Below are 12,168 nucleotides of genomic sequence, written 5' to 3' on the forward strand. Positions count from 1 at the left end.
GGGGGCGGGTTCAGGTAAGTTATCGGTGGGTGTTATAGATTTGGGGTTAACCCGCCCCTACGGGGGATCATTGCAGGAGGGAATGGGCTAAATGTGGAGACGGCGAGGGATGGCTTGTTGATGGCGATCGCCCATTTCGGACACCGTAGCGGCTAAAATGCCCTTAATCTCCAAGGTCTCTCCTTGCACTGTGCCCATAACCTGCCATTGGTGGGGCAATTGTTCCTGAAGATAGGCTTCCCAAGCTTCTACAAACTCTGGCGCAACTGACACCACAATGCGGGCTAACCCTTCCCCAAACCAACTCAGATCCGGGCGTTGCTCTCCAGACGGACACTCAATTTGCGCTCCTAAGCCTCCGGCAATGCAGGATTCTGCCAACGCCACGGCTAACCCCCCTTCCGCGCAATCATGGGCGGAGTTGAGCCATCCCTGACGAATGCCGTGGCGACAGGCGGCTTGCACCTGACGTTCTAGGTCAAAATCGACGGTTGGCGGTTGTCCGGCGACGGTGTGGTGCAAAGTAGCGAGATATTCGGACGCGCCCAAGGTCAGATTTACACCGGAACCCAACAGGTAGATGCGATCGCCTTTTTTACGCCATCCTTGACCGCAAATCCTCGACAAATCGGGCACTAACCCCACCATCCCCACCACAGGCGTGGGATAAATGGGCTGGGGATTTCCCGAACTATCCAGGGTCTCATTATACAGGGACACATTCCCCCCAGTGACGGGAGTCGAGAATTCCCCGCACGCTTCCGACAGTCCCCGACAGGCTTGTGCCAGTTGCCAATAGCCAATGGGCTTTTCCGGGGAGCCAAAATTCAGATTATCGGTCACAGCAATGGGTTCTGCACCCACACAGCTTAAATTTCGCGCCGCTTCTGCCACCACCGCTTTCGCGCCTTCGTAGGGATTCAGATAGACGTAGCGGGAATTACAATCCACCGTTGCAGCCACCCCCGACTGCACAGCAGGCAACGGTTGAGGTTCAGCGCCATCATTCACCGGACGCAAGCGGATAATCGAGGCATCCGCGCCACCGGGAAAGACCACCGTGTTATTCTGTACCTGATGGTCATATTGGCGATAGACCCATTGCTTCGAGGCGATCGTGGGTGTATCTAAAAGATCCAGCAGGCAGTCTTTCCAGGACTTGAACTTGCCCCCAATTTCAATCCCCTCAGCCTTACACTCAGGCAGTTGAGCCTCCGTCCATTGCCAGGCAGTCTGGGCATATTCCGGCGGCTCGCTCATCAATTCATGGTGGTAAATGGGCGTATTATCCGACAAAGCGGTAGCCATAATTTCCGCAGCCGTTTGCCCTTGAAACAGAATCCGCACAATGGGTTCATCAATCACTTCGCCCGCAACCACTGCTTGCAGTCCCCAACGGTGGAAAATGTCGATCAGTTCCTGTTCCCTGCCCTTGTGAGCTACAAATAACATCCGCTCTTGGGATTCCGACAGTAAATACTCGTAGGGAACCATGCCCGTTTCGCGCACCGGAATTTTGTCCAGATCCAGCTCAATGCCCACCCCGCCTTTCGCCGCCATTTCTGAGGTCGAGCAGGTAATTCCGGCGGCTCCCATGTCCTGAGCAGCCACCACTGCACCGGTTTTGAAGGCTTCGAGACAGGCTTCAATCAGGGATTTTTCCAGGAAGGGATCGCCGACTTGCACGGCGGGGCGATCGTCCATGGAGCTTTCACTGAGTTCGGCACTGGCAAAACTTGCCCCCCCCATGCCATCGCGCCCGGTAGTCGAACCGACATAGAGAACTGGGTTACCTCTGCCAGAAGCTCCAGATTTAACAATTTCTGGGGTTTCCATCAATCCCAATGCCATCACATTCACTAAGGGATTGCCGGTATAGGCGGGGTCAAAATAGACTTCTCCGCCCACGGTGGGCACGCCCACACTGTTGCCATAATGGGCAATGCCATCGACGACTCCGGTAAAAATGCGACGGGTGCGGCTATCTTCCAGGGAACCGAAGCGCAGGGAGTTGAGGACGGCAATGGGTCGAGCGCCCATGGTGAAGATGTCGCGAAGGATACCACCGACTCCGGTGGCTGCTCCTTGGAAGGGTTCGATCGCCGAGGGATGATTATGGGACTCTATCTTAAAGGCTAACCGCAGTCCATCACCGAGATCCACGACTCCGGCGTTTTCTCCTGGCCCAACGAGGATGCGATCGCCTTTCGTGGGAAACTGACTTAGGAGCGGCCGGGAGTTTTTGTAGCAACAATGCTCCGACCACATCACCCCAAACATCCCCAATTCCGCCTTATTGGGGTGTCTACCGAGCCGTTGGACAATTTCCTCATATTCCGAGGGTTTCAAGCCTTCAGAGGCAATATCTTGGGGGGAAAACGGACAGTCAGAAGTTTCAACCATGATCGATTCGCAACAGAGAGTGCCTTTCTGATTTTAGGGCAAAAGGGCAAGGGTGCAGCAGGAGAACAGCAGGAGAGAGGGGGCGATCGCTGGCTGTGTTATAATTTAGTTTCTGTATATAATTATTCAAAGCAATTCTCTCAAACTTAGGAGTTTATATGTTTTGGATCATCCTCATTATCGTAGTCGTTGCTTTTTTCTTTTGGGTTGGTCACAACGCGAATACTCAAGGGCCAATTGAATTAAAAAACTTTGAAGATGCTCTCAATACACTAGAACAAAATCCTAATTCTCCAAGTGACTATGACCATTGTATTGAGATTTGGAAAAAAAATACTTGGATTCAGTCTGAAGATTTATTTAGCGGTGGGTGTTATGATCGCTTACTAAAACTGTGTGAAGAAAACTCTTCTCATGTTAAATCTTGGCAGCTATTAGGCGAAGTCCTGCAAAGGGTTGATAGCGCTTTTGGCATAAATTCTACTGGAAAACGCCAAAAAAATAATACACTTAGAGTTCTCTCTGATAATCTTTTCAAGGAATTACAAAATGAGGTCATCAAAGAGCGTATTTTATCTCTCATAAATTTAATAAGTAGCATACCTGAATCTGAGACAAAAGAACTTTATGAAACTGCCTTAAATACACTAAAAGATAACCCAAGTAGTCAAGAAGCTAAGAGGTTAGTTCTTGATTTAGGTCGATTACACTATGGCCGCTTGAGACCCGATAAAAAGCCAACGGTTTATGATGAACAAGCTATTCAGAATGATATTATTGTTCGCTCACAATAGCTCTAGTTATGGAGAAATTGGTAATAAGTAGTAGGAGGTAGTGTTATGAACAGTTGTCACTTGACTGTAATGGTGTATAAAGAATAGGATCTTTATATTGCCGAATGTCCAGAAGTCGGTACAGTGGATCAAGGAGAAACCATAGAACAGGCGATCGCCGGTTTAAAACAAGCGACACACCTCTATTTATAAGAATTCCCCCATTCCCCCACTCGATCACCCTACCCCAGCCAAAAAAAATATGCTCTATGATGGAGCATATCTTTTAGACATTCAGAGGGGACAGACGATCCGGTCTGGATATCTACCGATTAGCGACTCGCTTCCAAGTCAATCGGATCGCCCGCTCTGGTTGCAGACAAAGATTGACAACTCACTTCAAGTTGTCGGTATAAGTCTTCTGCACTGTGGAAGCCTTCGATCCGATTTTTTACTCGCCCCTGGTTAAACAGAATGACTGTGGGTAAAGTTCGCAGTCGGTAGGCATTGGCGAGTTTAAGGCTTTGATCGGCATTAATGGAAACTATTTTAATGGTTTGTCCCCATTCGGTTTGGAAGCGGCTTAAAACTGGGTTTAAAAGCCGACAAATTCCACACCAGGGGGCCCAAAAATTGACTAATACCGGGGTTTGAGCATCGAGGACTTCGTGATTAAAGGCGCGTTCACTGATTTGTACCACCATAATTATGCCGTTCTTGGTATCTGTATTTCTTATACTTGCTCTTGGGATCATGCTACACCCATTTGGATTGGATTGAGCAACAGAGTTTGGGGGAATCGGGAATCGGGAATCGGGAATCGGCAAAAGGCAATTAGGCAATAGGCCATCTCCCCTATCTCCCCATCCCATCCCCAACTCAAATGGGAACCTTGAGGGTAGCTTGCATCAGCCAAGGATGGGCCCACCAGAGGAGGGCAATAAATAGAATTACACCGAGATAGGCGGGACGGAGAAATTCTTGCAGCTCTAGGGTTTGACGACCTTGAACGATCGCCAAAAATGGGATCACCGAGGTGCGCTCTTTGGCTTTGAGGAAAGCATCACCATAGCGATTGTACATCCGGCGATCGCCATTCCAGACCGCAAACAGGTGATGGAGGATTAAGCCTAGGGAAGTCACTAGGGTAAAACTTGTGCCGAGCCAGAGGGTATGAGCAATACACCAGATGACTTGACCCACCATTTGCGGATGTCGGGTGATGCGAATAATGCCCGTTTCGTAGAGATGAACTTCCGGTTTGGCGATCGCCGCAATCTCCAGTAAATTAAATGTGGCTGGATATAAAAACAGAAACGAGATCGCCGACAAAGCCCAAACCAGCGATCGCACTCCCCGAACCCCTTGCACTTGCCACAATTGAATTCCGTCATAGCGATGATTAAAAAAATAAATAATCAACACCACTGCAAACGGGATGCTCACTAGGGCAAAACCTACCCGGTAGAGTCTTGCACCGATCTTCCCTTCCCCCCAAGGTCTCAGGCTGGCCAGTCCACTATGGGCGATCGCAAACCCAATCAGTAATCCTACCATGACCCAGTGACTGGATGACCAATACCAATTATCAATCATTACCATACATTTTTATTACATCGATAAAGTTTTAACATGAAAAAGTAGTTTTTGCTACTCTCATGGTAAACTAGAGGACTAATAACAGAAGCAATAGCCTCTGGCTATCAGTGACCCTTTTTACTAGAAACAAGATATCCTTGAATCTAGCAACAATCCACTGTTGTCTTTGTTATTCTTTCACAATTTCTAACCTATGTTTTCAGTGTCTCCAGAATCCGAATCTACTACCTCTCGCCCATTTCTGACATGGCAGCGAATTATTGACTGGGCGCAAGATCACTATCGCACCCGCACCTTTAACAAGGATGACAAAATTCCTGTCCGTCCGGGCTTACTCTATCTCGTACAACGCGGTTCCGTTCGACTCGTCAGCGCCCAAATTAGCGCTTCGACTAAAACTCCCAGTTTGGTCGCCCGTTTGAGCGCGAACAGCGATCCCGATAATCAAATTCCTGATGAATCCTTCTTAGGATTTGTCGGAGCAGGTCAACCCTTTGAAATTGTCTCCCAATCTCCGTTTACCATTTCCAGTTATGCCCATGTCGATAAAACCACCGTTTTATGGATGTATTGGCATGACTTAGATAACTGGCCCCATTTCCGTCGTGAAGTAATGGAAGCCTTCCGTTATCAGAATCAGCGTAAACTCCTATGGTTAGGAACCATGGGCCAGCGACGCACCATCGATCGGCTGTTGGGCTTTTTAACGTTATTGATTGAAGAGTATGGCGAAGTTTGCGAACAGGGCTATTATCTGCCTTGGACGCTCACCCATGCCCAAATTGGTAGCGCCATTGGTTCAACACGGGTAACCGTTACTCGCTTAATGGGTAAGTTGCGCTCGAAAGGGCTGATTATTACTTTGGATGATAACCTGATTTGTCTTCCCCCTTCTAACCCAGAAGGTTAGGAGATGAATCAGCACACTCCCACTTGATCTAGAATTTCCTGACCCCTATTCCACTCACTTTACAACTTGCCACCTCCGGGTTAGGAAATTATTTTAGATCGAGTGTCAACATCCTGAAGTCAGATCTCCCAGCTCGTTAGATTTAAAGCATCATGCGATATCAAATTATTTATGATGGCAACTGTAATTTATGCTCCTCTTTGGTTCAGGTGCTGGCGAAGTTAGACCAAGGGCAACGATTCACCTATAGTCCCATGCAAGATCGGGGAGCGTTAGCCCAATGGGGAATCAGTTCCGAAGACTGTGAATTAGGGATGATTCTAATTGATACAGCAGATCCCCAAAAGCGATGGCAAGGTAGCGAAGCAGCCGAAGAGATCGGTCGCCTCCTTCCTGGAGGAGAAGGCTTGATCCAAGTTTATCGAGAAATACCTGGCTTGAAAACACTGGGCGATCGCCTCTATGAACAAATACGCGACCATCGCTATGAGTGGTTTGGTCAGCGAGAAACCCTGTATATGTGCAGTCTTGATTCCCAATGTACCCACCTAAATTCAAAATCTCGTCAAGCAAAATGACCCAGACCAGCATATGATCGGATCGGACTTAAACACTAGATCGCAGTAAATCTATGGCTGTCTCCTGTCACTTCATCGTTGAAGGTAACCCGGTAATTGTCTACGCTAGTCGTAATGGCAATCCTAAGAAAGTTTTACCCAAATTGCAACGATTTTTAGATACCTTTACGCAAGAGCGCGACACCATGGGGGAAACAGTTAATACTCCTGAATGCCTCGTGGCCCAAATTATTGTTCGCTTTGGTTTTGAATTATGCGAAGATGATTTTTCTAACTTGCGTGTCGGCTTAAAGTATGATCCCCATGTAGATTATCTCTATCAAGTCCGAAGCAATTTTACGGTCACTGTTATGGAGCCGTTAGACGCTTATCGCCAACAACCAGAATTAGGGGTAGAAGGCTGTCAAGTCTTGACAGAAGAAGCTCTTGTTTGAGGATGAACCCAAGGGGCCCCAAGCCCCTTACTTGCTTGGCTCTTTAGCAATCGGTAATGCTCTATTTAACCCGAAATAACGGGAATTTGAATCACAAATGTAGCACCATGACCCACTTCAGAAACACAACTGAGTTGTCCTTGGTGTTTTTCCACAATAATTTGATAACTAATGGCTAGTCCTAAGCCGGTTCCCTTACCTACCGGTTTAGTCGTGAAGAAGGGGTCAAATAGCCGTTGACGAATTTTTTCGGGAATACCTGGCCCATTATCGGTCAATCGGATCGCAACATGAGTATTGTCCGTTAATTCAGTCGTAATCGTAATTTTGGGTTCAGAAATATTATGCTCTTCTAAGGCATCAATGGCATTACTGAGTAAGTTCATAAAGACTTGATTGAGTTGTCCGGGATAGCAGAAGATTTTGGGCAACTGACCATAATTTTTGCTCACTTCTACTCCTGGACGATCGCCTTTAGCTTTTAAGCGATTTTGGAGAATCATTAAGGTGCTATCAATGCCTTCATGAAGATCGGCTTTTTTCATCGCGGCTTCATCAAGACGGGAGAAATTTCGTAGAGAGAGGACAATTTCTCGAATGCGCTCGGCTCCCACTTGCATGGAATCTAAGAGTCGGGGTAAATCTTCACTGATAAATTCTAAATCAATGGCTTCTATTTCTTCTTGAATCAGCTCGGCGGGATCGGGATAGGTTTCTTGATACAGTTCTAATAATCCCAGGATATCGGCTGTATAGTCTCTAGCCGGAACTAAATTACCATAAATAAAGTTGACGGGGTTATTAATTTCATGGGCAACACCGGCTACCATTTGACCGAGACTAGAGAGTTTTTCGCTTTGAATCAGTTGGGCTTGGGTGCGTTGCAGTTGTCTGAGGGTTTCTTCAAGTTCTTTCGCTTTGCGATCGGCATTTTCGGCAGCTAGGGTTGCCTGACGATAGAGTTCAGCTTGGCTAATGGCGATCGCCAACTGATCCGTCACCGTTTGTAACAATTCTACCTCATCTTCCGTCCAGCGACGGGGGCCATCAAAATGGGCACAACTGACACAACCCAACTCCCCATAAGCCGTTTTAATGGGTAAAAATAAAATCGATCGATACCCCCGACTTTCATAAAGCTGATGGATTCCCCGATCCTCATGGCTTAAAACATCATCGACTTGTAGCATTTCTAAATTCAATAAATTACCCAATAGGGGATCATCCGGCGCTACCGGAAAACACCCCAATACAGAGGGTAAAGTTTCCATTTTTGCCTCCTTCACTACATTCAGATAGCCATGGGGAGAAGATTCAGGGGTTTGCTGTTGCTCTTCTCCCTGGGACTGATACCAACTAAACAAACACTGATCCACCTGCAACAAATTCTGAATTTCCACCACCGCAATTTCCAAAATCTGATCCAGATTCAAAGAATTGCGGACTTGAGAAGCCAAACGGTTAATCAACTCCTCCCGTTGAGCCATTTCCCGATAGCGAGCCTCACTTTTACGAATCGCTTCTTCAGAACGCTTACGCTGGGTAATATTCTGCATCAAAGCCATCCCCGCCATGATTTCTCCTGCATCATTTCTCACGGGCAAGGTTTGCACTAAATACAAATTTTCTCCCAAAGCTATTTCAAAATGCTCCGTTTCTCCCGCCAAAGCATTTTGATAATGATAGTCCATCAACTGGCTCACCGATTGAGGAAAAATCTCTGCGGGAGTTGCCCCTTCTAATTTTTCTTTCGCTAATCGCAATTTAGCCAATTCTCGGCCTTCTGCCAAGGTAAAGCGCAGGTTAAGATCGAATAGGACGACTGCACCATCGGGGAAATTCTGGGCTAAGGTGCGATAGAGTTCCTCGCTTTTGCGTAAGGCCATCTCGGTTTCAAAGCGATAAGTGATATCATTATTCATTTCCAAAATGGCTACTGCATTGCCCTCCTCATCTCGCTGAAGCGTCCATCGACTCGCTACAGTTACTGAGCTGCCATCCCGTTTGGTTTGTTGCAGTTCTCCTTCCCAATATCCTTGGTCTTTTAAAATCTGATGAATCGTGGATAAAGGGGTACTAAATTCCGTTTGTAAGAGCGTATGAATATTTTGATGAATGGCTTGTTTTTTTGTCCAACCATAGAGTTTATGGGCCCCATAATTCCAATAGGTAATGGTTCCATCTAAGTTGAGGATCATAATGGAATCATTGGCTAAATCCAGCATCTGAACATGCTGTCTTAGGGTCTGTTCAATCTGTTGACGCTCTCTGACTTCGGCCTCTAGTTCGGCCGTTCGCTGTTCGACTCGCTCTTCTAAAGTATCTCGATATTGTTCTAATTTTCCTTCAGATTCTTTGCGACGAGTAATATCACGGGCGACCCAAACGACGGTATCGAGATCTAAAGGAGAGACTTTGGCGGCTAACCAAAACGTTTGTTCCTCTAGGGTAAGGGAATATTCTACATCAATGGTTTTTTGGATTTCTAAGGCGCGGCGCAGGTTCGCCAATAAACGATGGGCTGTTTCCGTGGGCATCAGATCGTTGAGCTTCATCCCATAGAGTTCTATCCGATCTTGAGGAAAGAGATTGGAGTTGGTTGGGGCAACTTCTAGGATATGACCTTCCCGGTCAAGGACAAGGATGAGATCGGTCATGGCTTTAAACAGGGCCCTAAGTTGGGTTTCCTGTTGCAGAAGACTTAATTCTGCCTGTTTGCGTTCGGTGACTTCAATGAATAGGCCATCTAGAAGCAGTTCGTTGGTGGTGAGGTCATAGGAGATATCGTCTAAAAATTGGCGATCTAGGGTGTTGTTAGACTCTGGGGGGGAAGTGCTACAGGCAAGCCATTTAATTTCACCGGAGGTGGTGATGATGCGGCCTTCCCAAGACCAAGATGAGCGGTTTTGAATGGCTCTGTTGATGGAGGCTTTATATTCTGGGAGATCGTCGGGGTGGATTAATTCCTCAAATAATTGGGGATGTTGCTGGAGTTCGTCTGGATCGATCTCGCAGATTTTGGTACAGCCTAAACTCACGTAAGTGAATTGGATGGGGTGTTCGGGTTTAAGAATGAGTTGACAGATAATTCCAGGGACATTAGCTGTCAGCTTGTTAAACTGGTTTTCTATTTTCATCCAGGCCGCCTCTGCACGTTTACGTTGAGTAATATTTTTGGTGAACAGGATCAGACCATTAATTTCTCCAGAAGAGTTACGCCAAGGGCGGATATCCCATTCGACCCATTGCAGTTTTCCATCTTCGCCGAAAAAATAATGTTCTTCACACCCTTCATAGTTTCCTAATAAACATTCAGTATGAATTCGTTTCCACTGTTCGGGACAATGGGGAAAGGTGTCGTAGAAGGTGAGGTTGTTTAGGGGGGTATCCCTAAGACCATAATCACTGAGCCAGCGATCGCTGGTGAGTAAATAACGCATTTGTTGGTCGAACAGGGCCACGGCGGCGGGGGTTTGTTCAACAAATAGTTGCAATAACTCTAGAGGAGAATTTGGACTGTCCATTCGCGAGTAGGGACACATCAGGTTACCCAGAGCTTAACTGAAAAATCCCGTGGTTGAAAATAGCGAACTATACGGGATGTCTCTGGGATCATTTTTTTTAACCGGAGGTTTAAGGGAAAATCAATTAGGGTTGTTATCCTTTATTCTATCTTAAGGCCAGTTTTCAGTGGAGGGTTGGGAGTTGGGCGAGGGATCGACTATTGCTCAATGGCCAATTAGCTCCTCTAGGGTGGGGGTAAAGGTGGGATAGGAGATGGCGGCGGCTTGGGCGCGGTGGATGGTGGTTTGTCCTTGGCTGTTGAGGGCGGCGATCGCCAAACTCATGGCGATCCGGTGGTCGGTATGGCTGTCTACTTCGGCTCCTTTGAGGGCTGTGCCGCCGATAATTTCTAGGCCGTCGGGGTGTTCGGTGATGTTGGCTCCCATGCGGCCAAGCTCGGAGGCGATAACCGCTAGGCGATCGCTTTCTTTGACTCGCAGTTCGGCCGCGTCTTTAATCACGGTTTTTCCTTCGGCACAGGCAGCAGCAACGGCTAAGATGGGAATTTCATCAATGAGCCGGGGAATCACCTCTCCCCCAATCTCACATCCTTGTAAACGGCTGGATTTGACCCGTAGATCGGCTACGGGTTCACCGGTTACGGTTCTTGGATTGAGAAATTCAATCTCGGCTCCCATTTTTTCTAATACCTCTAAAATTCCGGTGCGGGTAGGATTAATACCGACATTTTCAACGATCAGGTCGCTATCGGGAATAATGGCTCCTGCAACGAGCCAAAAGGCGGCTGAACTAATATCTCCAGGAACAATAATGGATTGACCGGATAATTGGGCTGGCCCGACTACGGTGACTGAATGGGTTTCGGGGTCTCGTTTGATGGTTGCGCCAAAGGCCTGTAGCATTCGTTCGCTGTGGTCTCTGGATAGGGCGGGTTCTGTGACGGTGGTTTCTCCTTCGGCCATCAGTCCAGCGAGGAGAATGCAGGATTTGACTTGGGCTGAGGCGATGGGGGAATGGTAATGAATGGGTTTAAGTTGGGTTCCTTGGACGGCTAGGGGGGCGAGGGTATGATTTTTGCGTCCCCAAATTTGAGCGCCCATTTGTTGTAGGGGTTTGATGACTCTGGACATGGGCCGCGATCGCAAAGACTGATCTCCAGTTACACTAAAAAAGCGCTCTTTATGGGAAGCTAAAATTCCTAACATCAGGCGCATGGTGGTTCCAGAGTTGCCACAATCTAAAATATCGATTGGCTCTTGGAGCGATCCGAGTCCTAAACCCTTGACCTGAACCTGTTGGGAGTTAAGTTTTGTAATGTTTACACCCATGGAGCGAAAACAAGCGGCCGTACTTTGGGGGTCTTCTCCAATCAGCAATCCGGCGATCGTGGTTTCTCCTTGGGCTAAACTGCCCAACATCAGTGCCCGATGGGAAATCGATTTATCTCCAGGCACTCGAATCTTGCCCTGTAGCGCTACCCCAGTCGTTGGGGGTTGAACGATCAAATCTTCATCAGGGCCAATTAAATTGAGGGTAACGATCGGGGCGGTCATGGAGATAAACTAAAAATAAGTGAAAATTAAGACTCTGTAGCGCAATCATACCTTATGGTGTTACAGGCTGGTAGGGGTTCACTTCTTCATCGAAAAATGTGGGTAGAAACCCCGTCCTTCTAGGACGGCTTTACGTTATAATAAGGGAGAAGCCACATTGACCTTAAAGGCGGGTGAAACTCCCAGTGGTGGGACAGCTTGGTTAAAAGACGACAGATCGAAATGATCCGTTTGGTGGAAACACTCCAGCCCCAGCCCCCACAAGCAAAGACTTTGAGTGAGTGAAGCAAAATACTTACAAGTAGCCTGAATGGTGGCAACACCGGACAGAGTAGTGGGAATTGGCATCCCCTATCGCGCAACACTGGTATTCGACTAAAAACGGTATTGGGA

At 47.5% G+C, this 12,168-nt stretch carries 9 protein-coding genes and 1 pseudogene; 5 read left to right on the plus strand and 5 right to left on the minus strand.

The window, feature by feature from the left end; translation table 11 throughout:
- Positions 1-87: 87 nt before the first annotated feature.
- A complete protein-coding gene (gene purL, locus PMG71_RS02825) occupies positions 88-2,403 on the minus strand; it encodes a phosphoribosylformylglycinamidine synthase subunit PurL (RefSeq protein WP_283752124.1) in 2,316 nt (771 codons plus the stop codon).
- 158 nt (positions 2,404-2,561) lie between these two features.
- Here purL and PMG71_RS02830 point away from each other — a divergent pair, with 158 nt between their 5' ends.
- On the plus strand, positions 2,562-3,197 hold the full coding sequence (locus tag PMG71_RS02830) for a hypothetical protein (RefSeq protein ID WP_283752125.1): 636 nt from the start codon (positions 2,562-2,564) through the stop codon (positions 3,195-3,197).
- A gap of 45 nt (positions 3,198-3,242) precedes the next feature.
- Positions 3,243-3,386: pseudogene (locus tag PMG71_RS23805) on the plus strand (type II toxin-antitoxin system HicB family antitoxin); the annotation flags it as partial.
- A 122-nt stretch (positions 3,387-3,508) separates the two neighbouring features.
- On the opposite strand, the gene PMG71_RS02835 reads toward PMG71_RS23805, so the two are convergent.
- Entirely contained in the window at positions 3,509-3,880 is a 372-nt protein-coding gene (locus PMG71_RS02835) for a thioredoxin family protein (protein ID WP_283752126.1), read from the minus strand.
- A 175-nt stretch (positions 3,881-4,055) separates the two neighbouring features.
- Entirely contained in the window at positions 4,056-4,772 is a 717-nt protein-coding gene (locus PMG71_RS02840; protein WP_430540988.1) for an NnrU family protein, read from the minus strand.
- A gap of 196 nt (positions 4,773-4,968) precedes the next feature.
- Between PMG71_RS02840 and PMG71_RS02845 the strand changes: the two genes are divergently transcribed.
- The 3 genes from PMG71_RS02845 to PMG71_RS02855 all read left to right on the plus strand — a co-directional run bounded on the left by PMG71_RS02845 (position 4,969) and on the right by PMG71_RS02855 (position 6,697).
- Entirely contained in the window at positions 4,969-5,685 is a 717-nt protein-coding gene (locus PMG71_RS02845; RefSeq protein WP_283752128.1) for a Crp/Fnr family transcriptional regulator, read from the plus strand.
- Between the two features lie 152 nt (positions 5,686-5,837).
- Positions 5,838-6,263: a thiol-disulfide oxidoreductase DCC family protein gene (locus tag PMG71_RS02850; protein ID WP_283752129.1), complete on the plus strand. Its 426-nt coding sequence runs from the start codon at positions 5,838-5,840 to the stop codon at positions 6,261-6,263.
- Between the two features lie 53 nt (positions 6,264-6,316).
- Positions 6,317-6,697 (plus strand): hypothetical protein, encoded by a 381-nt coding sequence (locus PMG71_RS02855; RefSeq protein WP_283752130.1) that lies wholly within the window; start codon positions 6,317-6,319, stop codon positions 6,695-6,697.
- A gap of 65 nt (positions 6,698-6,762) precedes the next feature.
- Here the strand turns inward: PMG71_RS02855 and PMG71_RS02860 are convergent, their stop codons facing one another.
- Positions 6,763-10,221, minus strand: a complete 3,459-nt coding sequence (locus PMG71_RS02860; RefSeq protein WP_283752131.1) for a PAS domain S-box protein — start codon at positions 10,219-10,221, stop codon at positions 6,763-6,765.
- Between the two features lie 204 nt (positions 10,222-10,425).
- A complete protein-coding gene (gene aroA, locus PMG71_RS02865; protein ID WP_283752132.1) occupies positions 10,426-11,775 on the minus strand; it encodes a 3-phosphoshikimate 1-carboxyvinyltransferase in 1,350 nt (449 codons plus the stop codon).
- Between the last annotated feature and the right edge of the window lie 393 nt (positions 11,776-12,168).

It is taken from the genome of Roseofilum acuticapitatum BLCC-M154, from assembly GCF_030068475.1.
In the GTDB taxonomy this organism is placed as follows: Bacteria; Cyanobacteriota; Cyanobacteriia; order Cyanobacteriales; family Desertifilaceae; genus Roseofilum; species Roseofilum acuticapitatum.

Excerpts from the sequence above, each read along its gene's own strand:
- purL (WP_283752124.1), bottom strand. The coding sequence starts at position 2,403 with ATGGTTGAAACTTCTGACTGTCCGTTTTCCCCCCAAGATATTGCCTCT.
- PMG71_RS02830 (WP_283752125.1), top strand. The coding sequence starts at position 2,562 with ATGTTTTGGATCATCCTCATTATCGTAGTCGTTGCTTTTTTCTTTTGG.
- PMG71_RS02835 (WP_283752126.1), bottom strand. The coding sequence starts at position 3,880 with ATGGTGGTACAAATCAGTGAACGCGCCTTTAATCACGAAGTCCTCGAT.
- PMG71_RS02840 (WP_430540988.1), bottom strand. The coding sequence starts at position 4,772 with ATGATTGATAATTGGTATTGGTCATCCAGTCACTGGGTCATGGTAGGA.
- PMG71_RS02845 (WP_283752128.1), top strand. The coding sequence starts at position 4,969 with ATGTTTTCAGTGTCTCCAGAATCCGAATCTACTACCTCTCGCCCATTT.
- PMG71_RS02850 (WP_283752129.1), top strand. The coding sequence starts at position 5,838 with ATGCGATATCAAATTATTTATGATGGCAACTGTAATTTATGCTCCTCT.
- PMG71_RS02855 (WP_283752130.1), top strand. The coding sequence starts at position 6,317 with ATGGCTGTCTCCTGTCACTTCATCGTTGAAGGTAACCCGGTAATTGTC.
- PMG71_RS02860 (WP_283752131.1), bottom strand. The coding sequence starts at position 10,221 with ATGGACAGTCCAAATTCTCCTCTAGAGTTATTGCAACTATTTGTTGAA.
- aroA (WP_283752132.1), bottom strand. The coding sequence starts at position 11,775 with ATGACCGCCCCGATCGTTACCCTCAATTTAATTGGCCCTGATGAAGAT.